General features: G+C 71.6%; 19 protein-coding genes. 6 read left to right on the forward strand and 13 right to left on the reverse strand.

Going from position 1 to position 22397, the window contains the following annotated elements; genetic code table 11:
* Nucleotides 1-145 precede the first annotated feature (145 nt).
* Nucleotides 146-2551 carry a discoidin domain-containing protein gene (locus OG627_RS03970; protein WP_329061453.1) on the forward strand — a complete coding sequence of 802 codons (2406 nt, stop codon included), beginning with the start codon at nt 146-148 and terminating at the stop codon, nt 2549-2551.
* Nucleotides 2552-2675: 124 nt separating this feature from the next.
* On the opposite strand, the gene OG627_RS03975 is transcribed toward OG627_RS03970, so the two are convergent.
* From OG627_RS03975 to OG627_RS03985, 3 genes are all read right to left on the reverse strand, one after another.
* Nucleotides 2676-3095, reverse strand: a complete 420-nt coding sequence (locus OG627_RS03975) for an ATP-binding protein (protein WP_329061455.1) — start codon at nt 3093-3095, stop codon at nt 2676-2678.
* A 108-nt stretch (nt 3096-3203) separates the two neighbouring features.
* Nucleotides 3204-3563 carry an STAS domain-containing protein gene (locus OG627_RS03980; protein ID WP_443073603.1) on the reverse strand — a complete coding sequence of 120 codons (360 nt, stop codon included), beginning with the start codon at nt 3561-3563 and terminating at the stop codon, nt 3204-3206.
* A 194-nt stretch (nt 3564-3757) separates the two neighbouring features.
* Entirely contained in the window at nt 3758-4297 is a 540-nt protein-coding gene (locus OG627_RS03985; RefSeq protein ID WP_329061458.1) for a MarR family winged helix-turn-helix transcriptional regulator, read from the reverse strand.
* 135 nt (nt 4298-4432) lie between these two features.
* Between OG627_RS03985 and OG627_RS03990 the strand changes: the two genes are divergently transcribed.
* A complete protein-coding gene (locus OG627_RS03990; RefSeq protein WP_329072333.1) occupies nt 4433-5566 on the forward strand; it encodes a PP2C family protein-serine/threonine phosphatase in 1134 nt (377 codons plus the stop codon).
* Between the two features lie 15 nt (nt 5567-5581).
* Here OG627_RS03990 and OG627_RS03995 read toward each other — a convergent pair whose 3' ends face one another.
* The 4 genes from OG627_RS03995 to OG627_RS04010 all read right to left on the reverse strand — a co-directional run bounded on the left by OG627_RS03995 (nt 5582) and on the right by OG627_RS04010 (nt 9516).
* Complete coding sequence (locus OG627_RS03995) at nt 5582-6049, reverse strand: ATP-binding protein (RefSeq protein WP_329061460.1); 468 nt, start codon at nt 6047-6049, stop codon at nt 5582-5584.
* Between the two features lie 130 nt (nt 6050-6179).
* Nucleotides 6180-6623, reverse strand: a complete 444-nt coding sequence (locus OG627_RS04000) for a response regulator (protein ID WP_329061463.1) — start codon at nt 6621-6623, stop codon at nt 6180-6182.
* Nucleotides 6620-8374, reverse strand: coding sequence for a sensor histidine kinase (locus tag OG627_RS04005; protein ID WP_329061465.1), 1755 nt, complete (start codon nt 8372-8374; stop codon nt 6620-6622). The genes OG627_RS04000 and OG627_RS04005 overlap by 4 nt, the downstream gene beginning before the upstream one ends.
* Entirely contained in the window at nt 8371-9516 is a 1146-nt protein-coding gene (locus OG627_RS04010) for a PP2C family protein-serine/threonine phosphatase (RefSeq protein WP_329072335.1), read from the reverse strand. The genes OG627_RS04005 and OG627_RS04010 overlap by 4 nt, the downstream gene beginning before the upstream one ends.
* A gap of 398 nt (nt 9517-9914) precedes the next feature.
* On the opposite strand from OG627_RS04010, the gene OG627_RS04015 reads away from it, so the two are divergent.
* Nucleotides 9915-10328 carry an ATP-binding protein gene (locus tag OG627_RS04015; protein WP_329061467.1) on the forward strand — a complete coding sequence of 138 codons (414 nt, stop codon included), beginning with the start codon at nt 9915-9917 and terminating at the stop codon, nt 10326-10328.
* 39 nt (nt 10329-10367) lie between these two features.
* Here the strand turns inward: OG627_RS04015 and OG627_RS04020 are convergent, their stop codons facing one another.
* Together OG627_RS04020 and OG627_RS04025 are read right to left on the reverse strand one after the other, a co-directional pair.
* Nucleotides 10368-11639 carry a glucarate dehydratase family protein gene (locus OG627_RS04020; protein WP_329061468.1) on the reverse strand — a complete coding sequence of 424 codons (1272 nt, stop codon included), beginning with the start codon at nt 11637-11639 and terminating at the stop codon, nt 10368-10370.
* A 2-nt stretch (nt 11640-11641) separates the two neighbouring features.
* A complete protein-coding gene (locus OG627_RS04025; protein WP_329061470.1) occupies nt 11642-12556 on the reverse strand; it encodes a 5-dehydro-4-deoxyglucarate dehydratase in 915 nt (304 codons plus the stop codon).
* A gap of 375 nt (nt 12557-12931) precedes the next feature.
* Here OG627_RS04025 and OG627_RS04030 point away from each other — a divergent pair, with 375 nt between their 5' ends.
* Nucleotides 12932-14296 (forward strand): MFS transporter, encoded by a 1365-nt coding sequence (locus OG627_RS04030; protein WP_329061472.1) that lies wholly within the window; start codon nt 12932-12934, stop codon nt 14294-14296.
* A gap of 122 nt (nt 14297-14418) precedes the next feature.
* Here OG627_RS04030 and OG627_RS04035 read toward each other — a convergent pair whose 3' ends face one another.
* Complete coding sequence (locus OG627_RS04035; protein ID WP_329061474.1) at nt 14419-15660, reverse strand: alginate lyase family protein; 1242 nt, start codon at nt 15658-15660, stop codon at nt 14419-14421.
* A 277-nt stretch (nt 15661-15937) separates the two neighbouring features.
* Between OG627_RS04035 and OG627_RS04040 the strand changes: the two genes are divergently transcribed.
* Nucleotides 15938-16963, forward strand: a complete 1026-nt coding sequence (locus tag OG627_RS04040; protein WP_329061477.1) for a LacI family DNA-binding transcriptional regulator — start codon at nt 15938-15940, stop codon at nt 16961-16963.
* 21 nt (nt 16964-16984) lie between these two features.
* Here OG627_RS04040 and OG627_RS04045 read toward each other — a convergent pair whose 3' ends face one another.
* A complete protein-coding gene (locus tag OG627_RS04045; RefSeq protein WP_329061479.1) occupies nt 16985-18313 on the reverse strand; it encodes an aldehyde dehydrogenase family protein in 1329 nt (442 codons plus the stop codon).
* Nucleotides 18314-18654: 341 nt separating this feature from the next.
* On the opposite strand from OG627_RS04045, the gene OG627_RS04050 reads away from it, so the two are divergent.
* On the forward strand, nt 18655-19575 hold the full coding sequence (locus OG627_RS04050) for an AEC family transporter (RefSeq protein ID WP_329061480.1): 921 nt from the start codon (nt 18655-18657) through the stop codon (nt 19573-19575).
* A 14-nt stretch (nt 19576-19589) separates the two neighbouring features.
* On the opposite strand, the gene OG627_RS04055 is transcribed toward OG627_RS04050, so the two are convergent.
* Together OG627_RS04055 and OG627_RS04060 are read right to left on the reverse strand one after the other, a co-directional pair.
* Entirely contained in the window at nt 19590-21335 is a 1746-nt protein-coding gene (locus tag OG627_RS04055; RefSeq protein ID WP_329061482.1) for an FAD/NAD(P)-binding protein, read from the reverse strand.
* Nucleotides 21336-21337: 2 nt separating this feature from the next.
* Complete coding sequence (locus OG627_RS04060) at nt 21338-22378, reverse strand: dipeptidase (RefSeq protein ID WP_329061485.1); 1041 nt, start codon at nt 22376-22378, stop codon at nt 21338-21340.
* Nucleotides 22379-22397: the final 19 nt, after the last annotated feature.

The following is a 22397-nucleotide window of genomic DNA, read 5'->3' on the forward strand; positions in this document are numbered from 1 at the left end:
TCCCCACTCCGGCCATCTGTCGGCCACTCTGCTCAAGGTCGATGATTTTTAACTTCATCGTCGAATTTTGCGCAGATTCATAGACTTCTTGTGGTGCCACTTCTAGCCTTTTTGCGTCCGCGAGTCCCCACGAGCCGCAAGGACGATGTCGGTGAACCTTCCCCCCGCACGACCAAGACCCCCTGGCCCCCTCGGAGTTCTCCGGGGCCGGCTGCTGCGCCGCGGCCTGGCCGCGTCCGTGTCCCTCGCACTCACGGTGGCCGGGACCGCCGCGGCCGTGGCGCTGTCCACCGCGCCGGCGGCGCAGGCCGCCGCGGTGCCCGCGCCCTCGCCGCTGGACGTACAGGGCCGGGGCGCGACCGTACCGTTCAAGGAACAGGAGGCGGAGTACGCCGCCACCAACGGCACCCTGATCGGCCCCGACCGGCTCTACGGATCGCTGCCCTCGGAGGCCTCGGGGCGGCAGGCCGTGACGCTCGACGCGGTCGGTGAGTACGTGGAGTTCACCCTCACCGCCCCGGCGAACGCGATGTCGTTCCGCTACTCGCTGCCGGACAACGCGGCGGGGACCGGCCGGGACGCGAGCCTGGACCTGCGCATCGACGGAACCTCGCTCAAGAGCGTGCCGGTGACCTCCAAGTACGGCTGGTTCTACGGGGGTTATCCCTTCAACAACAACCCCGGTGACACCAATCCGCACCACTTCTACGACGAGACCCGCACCATGTTCGGCTCCACCCTGCCGACCGGTACGAAGGTCAGGCTCCAGGTCTCCTCGACGGCCGCCTCACCCACGTTCACCCTCGACCTGGCCGACTTCGAGCAGGTCGCCGCGCCGATCGGCAGACCCTCGGGCGCGCTGGACGTGGTGAGCGACTTCGGCGCCGACCCGACGGGAGCCGCCGACTCGACGGCCAGGATCCAGGCGGCGGTCGACGCGGGGCGCACCCAGGGCAAGGAGGTCTACCTGCCGCAGGGCACCTTCCAGGTACGCGACCACATCGTGGTCGACAAGGTCACCCTGCGCGGCGCCGGCCCCTGGTACAGCGTGCTGACCGGACGCGACCCGGTGGACCGCAAGAAGGCCGTCGGTGTGTACGGCAAGTACGCCTCGGCGGGCGGCAGCAGCCAGGTGACGCTCAAGGACTTCGCCATCATGGGCGACATCCGTGAACGTGTGGACGAGGACCAGGTCAACGCCATCGGCGGCGCGATGTCCGACTCGGTGATCGACAACGTCTGGATGCAGCACACCAAGTGCGGCGCCTGGATGGACGGCCCGATGGACAACCTCACCATCAAGAACAGCCGCATCCTGGACCAGACGGCCGACGGTGTGAACTTCCACTACGGCGTCACGAACTCCACGGTCACCAACACCTTCGTGCGCAACACCGGCGACGACGGTCTGGCCATGTGGGCGGAGAACATCCCGAACGTGAAGAACAAGTTCACGTTCAACACCGTGATCCTGCCGATCCTGGCGAACAACATCGTCACGTACGGCGGCAAGGACATCACGCTCTCCGACAACGTCATGTCGGACACCATCACCAACGGCGGCGGCCTGCACATCGCCAACCGCTATCCGGGCGTCAACTCCGGCCAGGGCACGGCGGTCTCCGGCACGATCACCGCCGCGCGCAACACCCTCATCCGGGCCGGGAACAACGACTTCAACTGGCGCTTCGGGGTCGGCGCGATGTGGTTCAGCGGGCTCAACGAACCGATCAACGCCACCATCGACATCACCGACAGCGAGGTCCTGGACAGCTCCTACGCCGCGATCCATCTGATCGAGGGCGCGACGAACGGGCTGCGCTTCAACAACATCAAGATCGACGGCGCCGGGACGTACGCGCTCCAGATCCAGGCCCCCGGCACGGCATCGTTCACCAATGTCACCGCCACCCACATCGCCCAGTCCAACCCGATCCACAACTGTGTGGGCAGCGGCTTCCAGATCACCCGGGGCACCGGGAACTCCGGCTGGTACGCCGATCCGCCCGCCTGCACGGGGACCTGGCCCGACCCGGTGTGGACCAACGGCGGTGTGCCGGGCGGTCCCACGACTCCGCCCACCGACCCGCCCACCACACCCCCGACCGACCCGCCGACCACGCCGCCGGCGAACGGGAACCTCGCCCAGGGCCGCCCGGTCACCGACTCCGGCCACGCCGACGTGTACGGCGCGGCCAACGCGGTCGACGGCGACGCGAACACCTACTGGGAGAGCGTCAACAACGCCTTCCCGCAGTCCATCACCGTGGACCTCGGCGCGGCCCGTGCGGTCAAGCGCCTGGTGCTGAAGCTGCCGCCGTCGGCGGCGTGGTCCACCCGTACCCAGACCCTGAGCGTGTCGGGGAGCACGAACAACACGTCGTACACGACGCTCAAGGGCTCGGCGGGCCACACCTTCGATCCGGCCGGCGGGAACAAGGCGACCATCGCCCTCGACGGCACCCCGGCCCGCTATCTGCGGCTGACCTTCACGGCCAACACCGGCTGGCCCGCGGGGCAGCTCTCCGAACTCGAGGCGTACGCGGACTGACGACGCACACGCGCTGACACAGCGGCGCCGGGGCAGGCCCGCCCGGCCCGCCGGCACCCGCCCCATGACCGGAGCGGACGACTCCCGGTCATGGGGCGGCTTGGCGTACGAGAACCGCCGGGGCTCAGCGCACGAGGACCGCCAGGATCATCTTGCCGCCGCCGGAGGCCGGGCGGACACTGACCCGGTCCGCCAGCCGCTGGACCATCGGCCAGCCGAAACCGCCGGACCTGCCGGTGAGGTCGGGGGTACGGTCCAGCGGCAGCACCGGGCTCGGGTCGCGGACCTCGATCTGGAGGCTGCGGCGGTCCGCGCGCAGCCGCAGAGAGGTGACCTCACCGGCGTGCCGCAGGGCGTTGGTCACCAGTTCCGAGACCACCAGGAGCAGGTTCTGCCGCGTGCGGTCGGAGGGCTCGGGACACAGCCCGGCGAGGAAACCGTCCGTCGCCTCCCGGGCCTCGGCCGCCAGCTCGGGCCGGCAGGCCCACTCCGTCGGGCCGTCGGGGATGTCGGACTTGTTGTCGCTCCTGAGCAAGTGGTGCATTGGGCTCACCCCGATGGTTGGACGTCACGTGCCGCGATCTCTTCAGCGTCGTGTACCCCCGCGATCGATGCTGAAGAGTCCCGGGTGACGTCCGTCCGCCGGAGCCGCTCACTCGCCGCCGTCGGGAGCGAGCGCCTCCGACGGCTCGGCGGCCGCGAGCGCGTCCTCGACCGTGCCGTACACGGAAAGCGCCTGTTCGAGTCCGATGACCGCGAACAGGCGCTGGACGAAGGCCGACGGCTGGGCGAGGCGTAGTCTCGGTCCCAGGGAACCGTGGGCCTGGAGGAGCAGGTTCACCGTGGTGGAGTCCGCGAAGTCGACGCGGGACAGATCCACGACGACCGGGCCGGTGACCTTCTCCCCCGCCTCGGCCAGCGCGGTGCCGAGGGGCGCGATGTTCTCGACGTCGAGATCACCGCTGACGGCGACGACCATCGCGTCGCCGACCTGTCTCTTGACCAGGCCTATGGCCTGACCTGCGCTGTAAGGAGGTTGCACGGGGATCCTTCGAGGCTGGGTAGGAGAACAGCGGCACCAACGATAGAAGTGACAGTTGCCATTTGACAACATTCTCTGGTGCGCAACAATCTGTTCACGGCTTCCGCACAACTGCTCTGCGCGGAGAGTAACGTGTCGCTGCCAGGAAGTGGGGCCGAATGAAGCTATGCGCTGTCCGCCACATCGCTCCGCGCGGAGTCCGCGTCCGCGCCGGAATCGGCACCGGCGGCCGGGGCGTCCTCCCGGCCGAGGCCGGCGAGGGCCGCCGCACGGAAGGCGCTGAGGCCCTCGGCCAGGGTCAGGACGTCGGAGGGGGCCATCCGCTCCAGTACGAGTCCGACCTCGCGGGTACGGAAGGCGCGGTACTCGTTCAGTACGGTGTGCCCGCGCCGGCTCAGCCGCAGCTCGACCTCGCGGCGGCTGATCGCGCTGGGCGAGCGGGACACCAGGCCCATGGCCTCCATCCGGTCGCAGAGCCGGGACACGGAGGACGGCCGCGAGCCGAGCGCGTCACCGAGGGTCCGCAGATTGGCGCCCTCCTGGTTCTCGATGACCAGAAGGGCCCGTAGCTGGGACGGCGGGACAGGCCCCGAGGGCGCGGCCTCCTGGCCCCGCCCCCACAGCAGCTCCAGCAGCTCCGAGGCCGCACTGGCGGCCTCGGCTACCTGATCGCGTCGGCGCGGTTCACCGGTGAAGCGGGACATCGATTCACCCTTTCATCCGGCGTGGGTTTTTGTCAGCCCGGACCGACCGCCCCTTGAAGAAGAAGGCTCGAACGACTCGTGACTCTACTCGCGGATGTGGAAAGAGCGGTCCGCACAGCGGCTCCGCACGCCTTGGTGGACTCGGTGCGTGACGCGATCACCGCCGCGTACGGCACAGCAACCGTACAGCTCTACCTGGCCGACTACGGGCTCACGGTGCTCCAGCCCGTCGACCCGGCGGAGCGTCCCGACGGGACGCTGTCGCTGCACAACACCCCCGAGGGCCGGGCCTTCGGCAGCCAGGAGCCGCGTGAGCAGCAGGTACGGCACGGGGACGCGGTGGATCACCATCTGCCGGTCACCGTCCGGGGCGAGCGGCTCGGCATTCTGACGGTCCGGCTGCCCGGCGATCTGTCCACGCCGGACACGGTCGAGGAGCTGACGCAGGTGGCGGAGCTGCTCGGGCACGAGATCCTGGTGGCCGAGCGGGACACCGACCTCTACCGGCGGGCCCGGCGGGCGAGCCGGCTCACCCTGGCGGCCGAGATGCAGTGGCAGCTGCTGCCCGCCCGCGCCTGCACCGCGCGGGAGTACGCCATCGGCGCGCAGCTGGAGCCCGCCTACGCCATCCACGGGGACAACTTCGACTGGGCGTCGGACTCCGACGAGCTGACGCTCGCGGTGACCAACGGGATGGGCGAGGGCATCCAGGCGTCCCTGCTCACCAATCTCGCCGTGAACGCCCTGCGCAACGCCCGTCGTGCCGGGATCGGCCTCGCCGACCAGGCGTCGCTGGCGGACCAGGCGCTGTACGCGCAGTACGGGGGCGCGTCCTATGTCTCCACGCTGCTGCTGCGGTTCGAACTCGACACGGGCCGGGTGGAAGTCGTGGACGCCGGTTCGCCGCAGCTGTGGCGCATGCGGGGCAGGGCCGTGGAGCGCGTCGACCTGGAGGCGCAGCTGCCCCTCGGCATGTTCGAGGAGTCGGAGTACGTGGCGCAGACCTTCCGGGTGCTGCCCGGTGACCGGCTGCTCTTCCTGAGCGACGGGGTATACGAGGCGCTCTCGCCGCAGGGCGAGGCGTACGGGGAGCGGGCGCTGGCGCGGGCGATCGGCGCCAGCGGTCTGCTGCCGGCCGCCATGGTGCCGCGCGCGGTGCTGCGGGAACTGGCGGCCTACCGGGACGCCGAGTCGACGGACGACGCGCTGGTGCTCTGCCTGGACTGGTTCGGCAGGGACGGTGCCACCGGCTCCGGTCCGGGCGGCTGACGTCGGGCCGTGACGTCAGGCCGTGACCCGGCGGCGCTCCAGGTCGAAGACGGCCTGGACGCGCTTGCCGACCGGCACCCGCTCGGCGAGCAGCCCGTCGGCGATGGCGTGCACGATCTCCATCCCGTGCCCGCCCAGCCGCCCGGGATCGCGCTCGTAGCGGCACGGCAGGACCGAGCTGCTGTCGTACACGGTGACGATCACCTGCCGGGCGGTGCCCTCCAGCTCCAGCACGTACGGGCCGTGGCTGTGCCGCTCGGCGTTGGTCACCAGTTCGCTGACGACCAGCAGCAGATCGCCGCTCGTGCGCTCGCCCAGCGTGGCGAACCACTCGGCCTCCAGCTGCTGGAGGAACTGGACGGCGAGCAGTCTGGCGTCGGCGATGCAGCCGGGCTCGCCGCTGAACTGGCCGGCCCGGCGCAGTGACGCAACGGAGTCCGCGATGGCCGCGAACCCCGTACCGCTGATGATCTGTTCGTTCATAGTTCCTGCCCGCGCACCGGTGAGGGCGATCGCGGGACCCCCTTCTCCGATCCCCTTATGCCCTCACACGCCGCGGGTATGCCCACCGGTTTCGTGAAAGGTGTCACGGTCTTCGCCCTCCACCGGCCTCTCAGCCGCGCCCGGGAAGCCGGACCACGCTGACGAAGAACTCGTCGATCTGGCGGACGGCCGCGATGAACTGATCGAGGTCGACCGGTTTGGTCACATACGCGTTGGCGTGCAGTTTGTAGCTGCGCAGGATGTCCTCCTCGGCGGAGGAGGTGGTCAGCACCACCACGGGGATCAGCGACAGCTCCGGGTCGGACTTGATCTGCTCCAGGACCTGGCGCCCGTCGTACTTGGGCAGGTTCAGGTCGAGCAGTACGAGATCCGGCCGGGGTGCCTGCTGGTGGGCGCCGCGCCGGTAGAGGAAGTCGAGGGCCTCCTCGCCGTCGCGCACCACGTGGAGGGTGTTGCGGATCTTGTTGTCCTCGAACGCCTCGCGGGTCATCAGCTCGTCCCCCGCGTCGTCCTCGACGAGCAGGACCTCGATGGGCTCTACGCGGTTGTTCACTGGGCGGCTCCGTGCGGGGTGGTCGTCGGTGCGTCGTGCGGGTGGCCGGGCGGGGTGTGGGTCCCGGCATCCGGTCCCTCGGGCTCCCCGGACGCCTGCGGATCCGCGGATCCGGCCGGCTCCTCCGGGTCGTCCTCGGGCAGGGCGGGGAGCGTGAAGTGGATCCGGGTGCCGCCCTCGGGCACCGGCTCCAGCCGGATTCCGCCACCGTGGAACTCCACGATCTTGCGGCAGAGCGCGAGACCGATGCCGGTGCCCTCGTACTCGTCCCTGGCGTGCAGCCGCTGGAAGATGACGAAGACCTTCTCCGCGAACTCGGGCGCGACCCCGATGCCGTTGTCGGTGACGGTCAGATGCCATTGGTCCCCTTCGCGCAGGCATCCGACGGTGATCAGGGACGGCACGTCGGGGCGGCGGAACTTGACCGCGTTGCCGAGGAGGTTCTGCCAGAGCATGGTGAGCGTGGTCGGATCGCCGGTCACCTCCGGCAGCGGGTCCTCCCGTACGACGGTGACGTCCGACTCCTCGACGACCAGGGCGATGTTGCCGAGGGCCCGGTCGAGGACCTGGTCGAGTGCGACGCTCTGCCAGGCGTCGTGCACCCGTCCCACCCGGGAGAAGGTGAGCAGGTCGTTGATGAGGATCTGCATCCGTTTGGCGCCGTCGACCGCGAAGTCGATGTACTGCTTGCCACGGCTGTCCAGCTGATCGCCGTACCGTTTCTCCAGCAGCTGGCAGAAGGAGGCGACCTTGCGCAGTGGTTCCTGGAGGTCGTGCGAGGCCACGTACGCGAACTGTTCCAGCTCGGAGTTGGAACGGCGCAGCTCCTCGGTCTGCTCGGCGAGGAGCGCCTCCCGGGAACGGCTCGCGGCGAGTTCGTCGGCGAGGCGCCGGCGCATGTCCTCGACGGCCGCGCCGACGGCACGCAGGTCGGAGGGGCCGCCGACCTCGATGCGCCGGTCGAAGGCGCCGTCCCGTACGCCGTCGGACGCGGCGCGCAGCGCGCCGAGCGGCCGGCCGACCATGCGGTGCAGGACGAGGGCGAGGACCAGCACCGCGACGACGAAGACGACGAGGATCGCGATGAACACGGCGTCCCGCAGCGCGCGGGCGTCGTTCAGCTCCTGGCGCGCGCTGTCCCTGGCCTCGTCCAGGTGGGTCTGCTGGACGGCGAAGAGCCGCCGCAGCTCGTCGAAGCTCCGCTTGCTGCGGGTGACCCGGTCGGCGGAGGCCGCGGCGGCGCCTTCGGCCCGTACGGAGGCGACCAGCGGCTCCGCCTCCTCGGCGCGCCACTTCTCGGCGGCGCGGGTGATGCGGTCGAGGTCCCCGGCGAAGCGCGGGTCGGACCCGATGACGGCGCTCATCCGGCCGGTGTAGTGCCGCTCGTCGGTGACGCCCTTCTTGTACGGCGCGAGGAACGACGGGTCGTCGCTGAGGGCGAAGCCGCGCACTCCGGTCTCCTGGTCGAGCAGGGCGCGCTGGAGCTGGAAGGCGTTGGACCTGGCGGGCTGGATGCGGTCGACGAGTTCGTTGGTGCGGTCGTTGGTGCGGGTCAGCAGGACACCGGCGACGACGGTGCAGCCGCACACCACCAGCACCAGCGCCCCGAGGATCAGCTGGACCCAGCCCTGCACCGAGAGCCGCGAGGCGGGGCCGCGGGGGGCGTTCTTCTCCGTAGGGACGGTGTTCTCCGCGGTGTTCGAGGTGTGCGTGGTGTGCGTGGTGTGCGTGGTCTTCCGGGCGCCGGTCATGGTGTGTGGCTCCAGCCGAGGTGGAGTACGGCGACGTCGTCGGCGAGCCCGCCGTAGGGCGCCGCTCCCTCGGCCGCGCCGCCGACCAGCGCGTCGACGAAGGCGCTCGCCGGGAGCGCGCTGTGCCGGGCGGCGAGCCCGAGCAGCCCGCTCTCTCCGAGCCGGGTGGCGGGTCCGGTGCGTCCCTCGAAGAGGCCGTCGGTGAACAGGACCACATGGCCGCCGGGCGGCAGCGGCAGGATGGTCTCGGTCCACCGTCCCGCGCCGGGCAGCAGCCCGAGGGCCATGCCCGCCCGCGGCTCCTCCCAGCGGACGGTGGCGTGGTGGCGTACGAGCAGCCCCGGGTGTCCGGCGCGCACGACACGCACCTCCCGGCCGCCGGACGGGAAGACGAGCGAGGTGACGGTGGCGAAGACGTGCGGGTCGGAGCGTTCGGCGACGAGGATCTCCTCCAGCAGCCGGATCCGTTCCAGCGGCTGGGTGCCGCACAGCACGGCCGTACGCCAGGCGACCCGCAGGCAGACGCCGAGGGCCGCCTCGGCGGCGCCGTGGCCCGACACGTCGCCTATCACCGCGTGGACCGTGCCGTCGGCGGTCTGCACGACGTCGTAGAAGTCGCCGCTGAGCAGGCCGTGGACGCGCCCCGGCTCGTAGCGGGCGACGGCCTCGAAGTCGTCGCCGCGCAGCAGGGGCACGGGCAGCAGACCGCGTTCGAGACGGGCGTTCTCCTGTGCCATCAGCTCGTTGGCGCGCAGGGCGGCCGTGGCCTGTTCGACCTGCTTGCGCTGGAGGGCGTAGCGGACGGCCCGGCTGAGCGCCTCCGGGTCGATGCGTCCCTTGACGAGGTAGTCCTGCGCGCCGGTCGCCACGGCCGAGAGTCCGGCCTCGCCCTCCGCCATCCCGGTGAGGACCACGATGGCCGCGTCGGGGGCGGTGCGCAGGATGCGGGTGACGGCGTCGACCCCGTGGACGTCCGGCAGATGGAGGTCGAGCAGCACACAGACCGGGGCGGTCCGGTCGGCGAGGAACCGCTGCCCCTCGGCGAGCGTCTGGCACCAGGTGAGCGAGGAGTCGAGGTCGCTGTCGGCGAGCATCTCCTCCACCAGCAGCGCGTCGCCCGCGTCGTCCTCGACGAGCAGCATGACCGCGTCGAGCGCCCACCGCGCGTCGCGGACGACCGCGACGGCGTCGGGAGAGGGCCCCGGCGCGGGTACGGTCCCGGGCACCGGCACGCGGCCCGCGCCGCCCTGGGCGACCGTTCCCGGCACCGCGGTACGGCGGCCTCCCGCCGGACGCGCCGCGAGGCCCACGGGCAACTCGACCACACTCCACCCCCTCACCCGACGGCGCCGGTCACCCGGCGTCGTTCCGGCGGGAAGCATATGCGACGGCCGCCCCACCGGTCCGGCCGCGGTGGGAGAACGCTCCCCGGCGCGGGCCGGGTGCCCGGGGGCGGATCACCGCATTCCGGCACACCGGCTCGCCCGCGCGGGAAACATGCGATGCTCTGCCCAACCACAGCCGGTACGGGGGTGCGGGGATGACCACGGTCGACGACGGGGCGGACCAGGCCGCATCGGGGGCGTCCGCCCTGCTGGAGGCGCGGCCCGCGGGCACGGCGGAGGCGCGCGCGCTGGTGCGCTCGTTTCTGCGCCGGCACGCGCCGACCGTGCCGGAGCACACCACGGTCGATGTGCTGCTGATCGTGTCGGAGCTGGTCACCAACGCCATACGGCACGCGGGCGGGGTGACGGGGCTTCGGGTCTCCGCCGGTGTCGGCGTGGTGGAGATCGCCGTACGGGACGCGAGTCCGTCGCTGCCGGCGACCGCGGCGCACCACGAGGAGTGGCTGCCCGGCGGATACGGCTGGCCGCTGGTGCACCGGCTGGCCGAGGTCACGGTCGATCTGCTCGGCGACGGCGGCAAGCTGATCAGGGCGCTCGTACGGCACTGAGCGGCCCGCCCGGCCGGGGGCCGGGCGGGGGCCGCCCGGCTACCAGCGCGGGTTGGTGGCCCGGTAGGTCGGGTGGATGGTGCGCATGTAGCCGGTGTCGTCGCGGTTGCGCAGCCCGCTGGCCAGGTACTGCTCGTGCAGGGTGCCCAGGGCGTCACGGTCGAGCGTGACGCCGAGTCCCGGGGTGGTGGGCACCTCCACCGAGCCGTCCTTGAACTCCAGTACGCCAGGCTCGATGACGTCCTCGGTCTTCCACGGCCAGTGGGTGTCACAGGCGTAGGTGAGGTTGGGGGTGGCCGCAGCGAGATGCGTCATGGCCGCGAGGCTGATGCCCAGATGCGAGTTGGAGTGCATGGACAGACCCATGCCGAAGGTGTCGCAGATGCCGGACAGGAGCTTGGAGCGGCGCAGCCCGCCCCAGTAGTGGTGGTCGGAGAGGATGACCTGGACGGCGTCCACCGCCACCGAGGGGTGGAGTTCGTCGAAGGCGACGACGCACATGTTGGTCGCCAGCGGCATCGACACCTCGCGGGCGACGGCGGCCATGCCCTCGATGCCCGGGGTGGGGTCCTCCAGGTACTCCAGCACGCCGTCGAGTTCCTGGCCGACCTTGACGGAGGTGGGCACCGTCCAGGCGGCGTTCGGGTCGAGCCGCAGCGGGTGCTCGGGGAACTCGGCGCGCAGCGCCCGTACCGCCTCGATCTCCTCCTCGGGCGGCAGGACGCCGCCCTTGAGCTTGATGGCGGTGAATCCGTACGCGTCGACCATGCGCCGGGCCTGGGCCACCACGCCCTCGGGGTCCAGCGCCGCGCCCCACTCGTCCGGCTCGGCGCCGGGGTGGGCGGCCCACTTGTAGAAGAGGTAGGCGCTGAAGGGCACGGCGGCGCGCACGGCGCCGCCGAGGAGGTCGGAGACGGGCCGGCCGCACGCCTGTCCCTGGATGTCGAGGAGCGCGACCTCGAACGGGGAGTGCACGCGGTCGACGGTGCTGCTCGTGGTGACCATCCCGGTCAGCCCGGAGCCGCCGACGCCGCCGACCCGGGCGATGATCTCGCCGACCCTCCGGTGCAGTTCCTCGGTGGCGTAGACGTCGAGTCCGACGATGTGCTCGGCGACGGCCTGGAGGCGTTCCAGGTGGCGGGCGTCGGCGTAGGTCTCGCCGAGCCCGGTGAGCCCGCCGTCGGTGCGCACTTCGACGATCGCGCGCAGCGCGTACGGCTCGTGGACCCCGACCGAGTTGAGGAGCGGCGGGTCGCGGAAGGCTACGGGGGTGATGGTGACGGCGGAGATCCGCAGTTGTTCGGTGCTCACTGTCAGGCGCTCCTTACCAGTTCGAGTCCTCGCTCCAGGAGCGCGGAGAGTGCGGCGAGGTCCTCCGGGGCGGGGTCGCTGAGCGGGGCGCGTACGGGGCCGGCGTCCAGGCCGCGCAGTCTCACACCGGCCTTGACCAGGGAGACCGCGTATCCGGGGACCTTGTCGCGGAGGGCGACCAGGGGGTGGAAGAAGCCGGCCAGGAGCGCGTCGGCGCGCTTGTCGTCCCCGGTGGTCACCGCACGGTGGAAGGCGAGGGAGATCTCGGGGGCGAAGCAGAAGGCGGCGGACGAGTAGAGGGGGACGCCGATGGCCCGGTAGGCGGGGACGGTGGCCTCGGCGGTGGGCAGCCCGTTGAAGAACTGGAACGGCTTGCCGCTCTCGCGCAGCGCCTCCCGTACGGCGAAGACGGTCCTGGCCAGCGTCTCGATGTCCCCGACGCCGTCCTTGAAGCCGACGACGCCGTCGATCGCGGCGGCCTCGGCGGCGGCTTCCGGGGTGAACCGGGCGTTGGCGCGGTTGTAGACGATCAGGGGCAGTCCGGCCGCCTCGGCGACCTGCCGTACGTACCGCACGAGACCGGCCTGATCCCCGGCGACGAGGTACGGCGGGAGCAGGAGCAGCCCGTCGGCGCCGTTCTCGCGTGCCGCGCTGCCCAGGGCCACGGCCGTGGGCAGCGGGCCGCCGACACCGGCGTAGACGGGGACCTTGCCCTCGGCGGCCTCGACCGCGTACCGGACGACCTCGGTGTGTTCGTCCGGTGACAGGGCGTGGAATTCTCCGGTGCCGCAGGCGGGGAAGACCGCGCCCGCACCGGCCGCCACACCCGCCCTCACATGCGCCCGGAGGGCCTCGGGGGCGAGGGCGCCGTCGGGTGCGAACGGTGTGACCGGAAAGAACAGCACTCCGTCAAGCATAAGACTCCGTTCACGTATATAACCGCGAGCTACGTTTATGGAAACGTCAGTCAACTTAGGACGCGGCACCGGAACCGTCAAGCGATCCTCCCGTCACCCACCGCTCCTGACGTGCTTCGCACTGCTGACCGGGTGATCGCGGCGGCCCGGCGAGATTTCGCGCGGCAAGCCATTGACCCGGTGGACACCCATCCGTAACGTGACCACACGTGTGACAGATGTTCACATACATATACGACTGAGCTGTACACCGCCCCGCTCGGGGGCGCACCGAGACCCCTCGCCTTCGCGAGCGGAGTCCGGCCCACACGGTCAACGGAGTGGGCCCCAGACATATCTGGCTTGCCGTCACGGCAATCGAAGTGGGAGACAACGATGGTCCCGCAGCCTCTTGCGAAGAGTCCCAAGAGCGAGCCCGACGCCGAAAGCCGCGCGGTCGGCAAATTCCTGCGCCGCATGCTGCCCATTCTGGTACTCATGCTCCTGGTCAACCAGATGGACCGGACGAATGTCGGGTTCGTCCAGGACGAGCTGAGGGCCGACGTCGGAGTCAGCGCCACCGCCTACGGCCTCGGCGCGGGCCTGTTCTTCATCGGGTACGCGCTCTTCGAGGTGCCCAGCAACATGCTCATGGAGCGCTTCGGCGCCCGGGTCTGGCTGACCCGCATCATGATCACCTGGGGTCTGGTGATCCTGGCGATGTGTCTCATCCACAACGTCACGACGTTCTACGTACTGCGCTTCGTCCTCGGTGTCGCCGAGGCGGGCTTCTTCCCCGGCGTGCTCCTGTACTTCACCCAGTGGCTGCCGGACTCCAGCAGGGGCCGGGCGAGCGCGATCTTCCTGGGCGGCTCCGCCACCGCGTACATCGTGACCGGCCCCATCACCGGGGCGCTGCTGGAGCTGCACGGTCTGGGCGGGTTCGCCGGCTGGCGCTGGATGTTCGCGCTGGAGGGAACCTTCTCCATCGTGGTCGGGATCGTCGCCGGATTCTTCCTGGTCTCCCGCATCGGCGAGGCCCGCTGGCTCACCGACGAGGAGAAGGAGGCGCTGAGCTCGGCGGTCGCGCGCGACCAGGAGTCCCGCAGCCGGGCGCCCAAGGTGTCGCGGCTCAAGCTGATCGTCCACCCGCAGGTCGCGCTGCTGACCGGCGTCTTCTTCGCGATGGCCCTGACCGGCTACGCGATCACGTTCTGGCTGCCGAGCCTGGTCGCCGAGATCGGCGGGCTCTCGCCCTTCCAGATCGGGCTGCTGTCCGCCATCCCGTGGATCTGCGCGGTGATCGCGATGTACTCGATGAGCCACTTCACCGACCGCGCCCGGGACCGCCGACCGTATCTGGCGATCAGTCTCATCCTCTCGGCGGCGGGCGCCTTCCTCGCCACCCTGGGCTCCCCCTGGTTCGGGCTGGTCGCCATCACCCTGGCCGCGGTCGGCGGCAAGTGCGCCGCCACCCTGTTCTGGCCGATGGCGCAGTCCGGGCTCGACCTGAAGATCGCCGCGGCCGGGCTGGCGGTGGTCAACTCCCTGGGCAACCTGGGCGGCTTCGTCTCCCCCACGCTCTTCGGATATCTGAAGGACACCACCGGCACGACGCACGGCGGTCTGTACGCCCTCGCGGCGGCGTCCGTACTGGCGGCCCTGGGCGTCGCCTTCATGCGCCGGCCGGACGCCCCGAAGCCGAGCACGGGCGAGTCCGCGCCGCTCCAGGGCCGGGTGGCGACCGGCGAGGCCCGGTAGGGGGCCCGCTCCCGGCCGCCCGGCCGCCGCCCCGGAAGAGCGGGCGGCGGCCGGGCGTGCTGTCGGGCCCGGTCCGGGACGCTGCCCGGTCGCGGCGACCGGTCGCGGCCGAGGCCGCGCTGCTACCGGGTGTGGGTCAGGGTGCCGAAGCCGAGGTGGTCGTAACCGCCGCTGGTGGAACCGTAGTCACCGCCGCCGCCCTCGGGCTGGACGAGCTGCGCGTACGCCTTGGTGTTGGGGACGGAGAGCCCCTTGCGCACCCCGTAGTGGTTGTACAGCTGCGCCCAGACCGGCCGGTACTGCCCCCGGCTGTCGGCCGACACCGCGGTGAAGGTCTGCCAGCCCTCCCACACACCGGGTGCGCCGTAGTGCCACGTGTACTCGGTGAAGGGGACGCTCCCGCCGAGGTTGTACTTGGCGACGTACTCGCACGCCTTCATGAAGCGGTTGTCGTCGTAGCCGTAGAGGTCGATGCCCTGGTTCCAGGCCATCTCGCAGACCGTCCCCATCAGCCCGATGCCGAGCATGGTGTGGCCCTGGTCCCGGCCGCTCTCCACCCACTGCGCGAGGCCCTGGTCGTTGTAGACGTAGGGGATGGCGTTGAGGACGGAGCCCATGCCGGCGCCGGTCTTGAAGTACGTGACCGCCTGGTCGATCTTGGCCTGGTCGTCGCAGAGGATCCCGATGGCCAGGACGTTGGCGAGGTTGCACAGGTCCCAGCTCGCCCAGTAGTTGGAGATGTACGCGCTGTTGTGATCGACCAGGAAGCTGTTGCTGGGCGGGTAGAACACGTTCAGCATCATGGTCTTGAAGCGGTCGAGGTCGAACCCGTTGTAGCCGCGCATGATCTCGGCGGCCTGGGCGAACTCGTAGCCGTAGATCCCGGCGGCGAGGAAGCGGTCGGCGCTGCCGTCGATCGCGGTGAGCTTGCCCGACCAGGCGTTGAGGATGTCGCGCGCCGCGTCGCCGTGGGCGGTCAGGCCCTGGATCTTCCAGCGCAGCGCGTTCTGGTAGGCGGCGGCGACATCGTTGTAGAGGATGCCGTAGTTCTCGCTGCCACCGCCCCGGTAGATGACGCTCTGCGGGTTGGCGGTCCAGGTGGGCAGGGAGTGGGAGTTGCCGATCAGCACGTCCCAGCCCGCCTTCCAGGGCTGGGTACCGGCGTTGACCGCGGCGGCCATCCGGTCGAAGTCGGCCTGGGTGTGCAGCATTCCGGGGTGGCCGGCGGCCGACGGCGCGGCGTGGGCGGTGCCCGCGAGGGCTGTGACGGCCGTCGTGCCGACCATGGCGGCGGCGCCGATTCCGGCGACGGCCTTCAGGAGATCGCGGCGGCTCGCGGCGGGGATGTGTTGTGTACCTGACATAGATGGCTCCTTCGGATGGACCCGTACGGGGTGGGGCGAGGAGTGGGGGGTAAGGAGTGACGTCCACGATTTGACCGGTCAAAGACTGGGCGAGACGTTAACGGCGCGTTTCCGAGGCGTCAAGAGATGGTGCACGCACGGGATTTGACCCGCTGACGGGATCCGGCCCGGCACCCCCGACCGGATCACTTGACCGCGCCCCCGGCGTGCGCGAGACTACAGAGCCAAATCATGATTTACCGGTCAAAAGAAAAGGCGGTACCGCTCGGTGGTCACCATGGCGGACGTCGCGAAGCGCGCCGGCGTCACCAAACAGACCGTGTCCAATGTGGTCCGGGGACGCACGGTCGTCAGCGCCGGGACCAGGGCCAAGGTCGAGGCGGCGATCGACGAGCTGGGCTACACGCCCAATCTGGTCGCCCGGGGACTGTCCACCGGCACCACCATGACCGTCGGCTTCGTCGTGCCGACCGTCGCCAACCCCTTCTACTCCGCGGTGGTCGAGGAGGTGGAGGCGCTGCTGGAGACGCGCGGCTACCATCTGCTGCTGGCGACCACCCGGGGCGACGGGGCGCGGGCCCGGCGCCAGCTGGCCTCCCTCTCCAGCCGCTCCGTGGACGCGCTGCTCGTGGCCGGCGACTTCGACCTGAGCGAGTGCCCGCCGGCGCCGGAGGGGCACGGGCCGCCGCTCGTCCTGTGCGCGTGGGAGATCGACCCGCCGCGCACCCTGCCCGTCGTCACCATCGACTTCGAGCGGGCCGGGTATCTCGCCGGCCGGCATCTGCGGGAGCTGGGGCACCGGCGGGTGACGGTGGTCGCCGACCTGCCGGCGCACCGGGTACGGGTGGCGGGGCTGCGCCGCGCGCTCGCCGAGGACGGTGTGTCCGTACCGGACGAGTGGGTGTTCGCCGCGCCGGGGGCGACGCCGGAGTCCGGGTACGAGGCGGCCTCGCGCGCGCTGCGCGACCGGGCCGAGCGGCCCGTCCACGACCGTACGACCGCCGTGTTCAGCTCCACGGACGCCACCGCCCTCGGGGTGATGGAGGCGGTGCGCCACCACGGGCTGCGGGTGCCCGAGGACATCTCGGTCATCGGCGTCGACGACATCCCGCAGGCCGCGCACGCGCATCCGCCGCTGACCACGGTGGCGCTCCCGAAGCGGCGGATGGCCCGCGAGGCCACCGAGCTGCTGTGGCGCGCGATCGCCGAGGGCCGGCCCACCGCGCCGTCCCTGACCCTGCTCGACCCGGAGGTGCTGGCCCGCGCCAGCTCCGGGCAGCCGGCTGCGGCCGGCTGCCCCTGACCGGGCCGCCGTCGGACGGCGTCAGTCCAGCGGCTTGTCGAGGATCGCCTTCGCGTGGCTGAAGGTGTCGATCGAGTACTCGCCGTGGTAGCGGCCCATGCCGCTCGCGCCGACGCCGCCGAAGGGCAGCTCGGGCACGGCGAGGTGCTGGACGGGGAGGCCGAAGGTGAGGGCGCCGGAGGAGGTCTCGCGGGTGAGCCGTTCCTTGGTGCGGTCGGACCCGGTGAAGGCGTACAGGGCGAGCGGCTTGTCGCGGTCGTTGATGAAGGTGATCGCGGCGTCCAGGTCGGGTACGGGGAGGACCGGCAGGATCGGACCGAAGATCTCCTCGCTCATCACCGGGGCGTCCGGCGGTACATCGGCGAGGACGGTGGGGTCGATGTGGCGGGCGGTACGGTCGTGGCCGCCGCCGGTGACGACGCGTCCGGCGCCGAGGAGGCCGGTCAGCCGGTCGAAGTTGCGGTCGTTGACGATCTTGCCGTAGCCGGGGTTGGCGGCCGTGTCGTCCCCGTACAGCTCCCGGACCGCGGCGGCGAGGTACGGCTCCAGCCGGGCCGCCGTGTCGCCGATGGCGAGGACGTAGTCGGGGGCGACACAGGTCTGGCCCGCGTTGGCGAACTTGCCGCGCGCGATCCGCCGCGCGGTGACCTCCAGATCCGCGCCCGGCTCGACCACGACGGGGCTCTTGCCGCCCAGCTCCAGGGTGACCGGGGTGAGGTGCTTGGCCGCCGCGGTCATGACGATGCGGCCGACATTGCCGCTGCCGGTGTAGAAGATGTGGTCGAAGCGCTGCTCCAGCAGGGCCGTGGTCTCCGGGACCGCGCCCTCGACGACGGCGACCGCGTCCGTGTCGAGATACTTCGGCAGCAGCCCCGCCAGCGCGGCGGAGGTGGCCGGGGCCAGCTCGCTCGGCTTGACGACCACGGCGTTGCCCGACGCGAGCGCGCCGACCAGCGGCGCGAGAGCCAGCTGTACGGGGTAGTTCCACGGCGCGATGATCAGCACCACACCGAGCGGGTCCCGCACGACCCGGGCCTCCGCGGGGAGGAAGGCGTCGGGGACGGCGGCGGCCTTCGGGCGCAGCCATTCCTCCAGGTGGGTGACCGTGTGGTCGAGTTCGTTGATGGTGAAGCCGACCTCGGCGCGGTACGCCTCGACGGGGTTCTTGCCCAGATCCGCCAGCAGCGCCGCCTGGAGCGTCTCGGCCTCCTCGGTGAGGAGCGCGCGCAGCGCCGCCAGCTGGCCGAGCCGCCAGGACAGCTCCTTGGTCCGGCCGGTCCCGAAGGTGGCGCGCAGCCGCGCGACGGCTTCGGCGGAGGCCTCGGCGGGGGTGGGCGTGGCGGGGGTCATGGGCGTGCTCCTCGATCGACGGGGGGAAGTGGTCCGTGGGGCGGATGGCGGGTGGGGTCGCGGCGCTGTCTGCCGTGAGTGGCGGTCTCGTGAGTGGCGGGTCGTGCGCGGCGGGGTCGTGCGCGGCGGATTGGTGAGTGGCGGTGCCGGGCCGAAACACACTCCTCGCTCTCACCGTATTACCTGCCGGAACGGACTTCGCGGGCACCCTGTGGCGGGCCTCCCGTATCGGTGCGCGAGATCACGTTGACCTGGCCCGACCTTCCTCGGGAAAGTTGCTGCGTGATCCATCTATCCGTGCCACCGCAGACCACCGCCTCCACTCATGACGGGAACATGCCGTGCGCGGAGTTCTGACCGGTTTCGCCGTCATCGCGGTGGTCATCGGGGTCGGCTATGTGATCGGGCGGCGCCGGTATCTCGGGGACAACGGCCGTGAGGTGCTCACCAAGCTCGCGTTCCATGTGGCCACCCCCGCCCTGCTGTTCACCACGCTCGCGCGGGCCGATCTGTCGGTGATCCTCTCCAGCAGGCTGCTGATCACCGCCATCAGCACCTTCATCGCCGCCGGCGCGTTCGTCGCGGTCGCCCTGATCCGCCGCTGGGACGTGGGGCGCACCACGATCGGCTCGCTGTGCTCCAGCTATGTCAACGCGGGCAATCTCGGCATCCCGATCGCGGTGTACGTGCTCGGTGATGCCTCGCTGGTGGCGCCCGTCCTGCTGTTCCAGCAGCTGGTGGCCACCCCGATCGCGCTGACGGTGCTCGATCTGTCGGGGGACGCGGAGAAACGTTCGGTCTGGCAGCGGGTGACCACCCCGCTGCGCAACCCCGTGGGCGCCAGCTCACTGCTGGGTGTGGCGTTCGCCGCGGCCGGGTGGACGGTGCCGGGGCCCGTACTCGATCCGCTGATCCTGATCGGCAACATGTCGGTGCCCGCCGTGCTGCTGGCCTTCGGGATCTCGCTGTGCGGCAGCGCGATGCCGGGCCGGGGCCCCGACCGGTTCGCGGTGCTGCTCTCCGCCGGGCTGAAGGCCGTGGGCATGCCGCTGGCGGCGTGGGCGCTGGGGGCCGGGGTCTTCGGGCTGCACGGCGCGGCCCTGCTGGACGTGGTGGTGACCTCCGCGCTGCCGGCCGCGCAGAACCTCTACACGTACGCCTCGCGGTACCGGGTCGGCGAACGGCTGGCGCGCGAATCGATTCTGCTGTCCACGGTGGCGTCCGTGCCGGTGCTGGTGGCGGTGGCGGCGCTGCTCGGCTGACCTGCCCGGGGCGGTCAGCCGAGCGGTGCCGCCAGGGCGGAGCGGGCGATCGTGTCGGCCTGGCGGAACATCTCCGCGTCGGCCCGCGCCCGTGCCCCGATCGGGGTGTTCCAGTGCACGCCCTCGACCGGGATGCCGACCGCGAAGAGACGCGGGTGCGGCCGTCCGTCGGCGGTGCGCACCCGCAGATCGTCCGCGCCCACGTCGAGGGCGCCCGTCACCTCCGTACCCTCGCCCGTGCCCGCCGTGTGCGGGCGGGCCAGACCGGCGGCGACCAGTCCGCCGAGCAGCGGGTCGGCGGTTCCCGCCAGGTCCTGGCCGGGCAGCCAGGCGTCCAGCAGCGCGCGGGCCGTCGCCGCGGGGGCGCGGGTGGTCGCGGAGGTGACGGTGAAGCGCCCGGTCGCGGCGTCCACGGTGACGGCGGGCCGCGCCCCGGTGAACTCGACGACGCCCGCCTCGTTCAGGGCGATCAGCTCGGCGATCCTGCTGGCGGGCGGGCCGCTGGACAGATGCGCTCCGAAGGAGCGGAACCACTCCAGCTCGCGGTACGAGGCGCCGCTCAGCACCCCGGCCGCCACCAGCCGCCGTACCTGCCCCTTCACCGCGGTGACCGCCCCGGCGGCGGCCTTGAGCGGGCTCAGCTCCGGTGCGCTGGCCGCCGCCATGTCGGCGCGCAGCCACTCCCGCAGCCATCCGCCGAACTCCGCGCGGTCGGCGAACTTCCGCCCGGACAGCGGCCGGTCGACGGCCGCCAGGTCGAAGGGGCCGGCTGCCGGGTCGCCCACCCGGTCCCACGCGGCGGCGGCCTCGCGTTCGATCAGCGGGCGCACCTCGGTCCGGAAGTCGACGGTGCCCGGCGCCCGCGCGGTCAGCCGCGCGAGGGCCGCCCCGTCGAAGTGGACCAGTGTGTGTCCCGTCGGCATCTGCCCCGGCACCTGATTACGGGCCAGGTACGGCACGCCGCGCCCCGACCCGGCGAGGACCAGCGGCTCCCGGCCGGAGGGCAGATAGCGCAGCCGGCCGTCAGGACCGGCCGGTTCGAAGCGGCCTCCGCGTCCGGCGGTGAGCAGCGCCAGCTGGTCGAAGAAGTTGAGCGCCAGCCCCCGGACCAGGACCGGTTCCCCGGGCGGCAGCAGATCGAGCCTGGTCTCGCGGGGGTGGCCGGGCGGCAGATACAGCAGCCCGTGCCGCTCGGCGGCGGCGGCGAGCGCGCGGCCCTCGGCCGACGGCAGCTGGTCGGTGTGGCCGGTGGCGAGGACCACCGCGTCGGCGAGCAGCTCGGTCCCGTCGGCGAGGCGCAGCCGCAGCCGGTCCCCGGGCGCCTCGTCCAGTCCGACGGCGCGGGTGGCGTGGGGCACGACGCGGGTGGCCGGGGCCGCTCCCCCGACGATCCACTGGTGGGCCCAGGCCAGATAGCGGCCCATCAGCGCCCGGTGGGGGTGCTGCCACGGTTCGAGGCCGGGCGCGTGCTCGCGCGCCCACTCCATGAGCGTGGGCCCGGTGGTGGCGGGGCCGTCCATCGTCACGGTGTCGTCGGGGAACGCGGTCGCGTGCCCGGCGACCGTGTTCATCAGCAGGTGCTCGGGCTGTGCCGGATCCCAGACCCGGCCGGCGCCCGGCGTGTGCTCCTCCACGACGTGCAGCTCGGCCGGGGCGCCCGCCCAGGACCCGTGCGGCCCGAGGTTGGCTATCAGGCGTTCGACCACGGCGGTGCCGCGCGGCCCGGCCCCGACCACCGCGACGCTGATCGGACGGCGCACGCTCACACTCCCGAGTCCCAGATCTCCGCCAGGGCCCGCGTCAGATTCCCGCCGAGGACCTTGGTGATGTCCTCGCCACTGTATCCGCGGCCGGTCAGCAGCTCGGTGATGCGGGGCAGGTCAGCGGGGGTGCCCATGCCCTCGGGGTGGATGCGGTCGAGGTCGAGGTCCTCGCCGACGATGGGGATCTCCGGGTAGAGGCGGCGCACCCGCGCCATGCCCTCGCGGGAGTACTTGCGCTCGTCGCCGACGTCGGTGCCGACGATGACGTGGTCGATGCCGACCAGTTCGACGAGGTAGTCGATGTTGTCGGCGAAGACGTCGGCGCCGGGCCGCCGCGTCAGCCCGTCCGGGGTGAGGAACCCGGACTTGGCGGCGAGTCCGAACACGCCCCCGCGCGCGGCCAGTTCCCGCACCACGCGGTCGCTCTTGTTGCGCGGGCTGTCCACGAAGTGCGTCAGCCCCGCGTGGGTGACGAGGACGGGCCGGTCGGACACCTCGATGGCCTCCAGGGTGGAGCGCTCACCGGTGTGCGACAGGTCGAGGGCGACGCCCAGCCGGTTGCACTCCATGACCAGGGCGCGGCCGAAGCGGCTCAGCCCGCCGTTGGCGCTCTCGCCGCTGCCGTCGCCCGCGTAGTTGCGGTTCTGGTACGTCAGCCCCATGAAGCGCAGCCCCAGCTGGTACAGCGTCTCCAGCCGCCACAGGTCCTCCCCCACCGGCTTGCTGTCCTCGAAGCCGGCGAACCAGGCGACCCGGCCCTCGGCCTTGGCGTGGGCGACGTCGTCGAGTCCGTACGCCTGGAAGACCCGGCCGTCGGTCTCCGCGAGCCGCCGCTGCCAGCCGACGATGGACGCGGCGGCGGCGTCGTAGTCCTGGGAGATGGAGACCGCGTGGTTGATCGCGGTGACGCCGGAGGCGGCGAGCTTGCCGAGGTAGGTCTCGTCCGCCCAGGCCAGCGGGGTGCAGTCGAGCGCGTTGAAGACGACGCTGTCACGGTGGAGCGCGGTGGGGTCGAGGGGCTGCGCCGGGCTGTCGGACACGGTGGAACTCCTTGGAGCG

The organism is Streptomyces sp. NBC_01429, assembly GCF_036231945.1.
GTDB lineage: Bacteria > Actinomycetota > Actinomycetes > Streptomycetales > Streptomycetaceae > Streptomyces.

What these genes read in the sequence shown, in the direction of transcription:
- OG627_RS04040 (WP_329061477.1), top strand. Translation starts at nt 15,938, where the DNA reads ATGGCGGACGTCGCGAAGCGCGCCGGCGTCACCAAACAGACCGTGTCC.
- OG627_RS04030 (WP_329061472.1), top strand. Translation starts at nt 12,932, where the DNA reads ATGGTCCCGCAGCCTCTTGCGAAGAGTCCCAAGAGCGAGCCCGACGCC.
- OG627_RS04010 (WP_329072335.1), bottom strand. Translation starts at nt 9,516, where the DNA reads ATGCTGCTCGTCGAGGACGACGCGGGCGACGCGCTGCTGGTGGAGGAG.
- OG627_RS03975 (WP_329061455.1), bottom strand. Translation starts at nt 3,095, where the DNA reads ATGCACCACTTGCTCAGGAGCGACAACAAGTCCGACATCCCCGACGGC.
- OG627_RS04005 (WP_329061465.1), bottom strand. Translation starts at nt 8,374, where the DNA reads ATGACCGGCGCCCGGAAGACCACGCACACCACGCACACCACGCACACC.
- OG627_RS04015 (WP_329061467.1), top strand. Translation starts at nt 9,915, where the DNA reads ATGACCACGGTCGACGACGGGGCGGACCAGGCCGCATCGGGGGCGTCC.
- OG627_RS04035 (WP_329061474.1), bottom strand. Translation starts at nt 15,660, where the DNA reads ATGTCAGGTACACAACACATCCCCGCCGCGAGCCGCCGCGATCTCCTG.
- OG627_RS03985 (WP_329061458.1), bottom strand. Translation starts at nt 4,297, where the DNA reads ATGTCCCGCTTCACCGGTGAACCGCGCCGACGCGATCAGGTAGCCGAG.
- OG627_RS04025 (WP_329061470.1), bottom strand. Translation starts at nt 12,556, where the DNA reads ATGCTTGACGGAGTGCTGTTCTTTCCGGTCACACCGTTCGCACCCGAC.
- OG627_RS03995 (WP_329061460.1), bottom strand. Translation starts at nt 6,049, where the DNA reads ATGAACGAACAGATCATCAGCGGTACGGGGTTCGCGGCCATCGCGGAC.
- OG627_RS03970 (WP_329061453.1), top strand. Translation starts at nt 146, where the DNA reads ATGTCGGTGAACCTTCCCCCCGCACGACCAAGACCCCCTGGCCCCCTC.
- OG627_RS04045 (WP_329061479.1), bottom strand. Translation starts at nt 18,313, where the DNA reads ATGACCCCCGCCACGCCCACCCCCGCCGAGGCCTCCGCCGAAGCCGTC.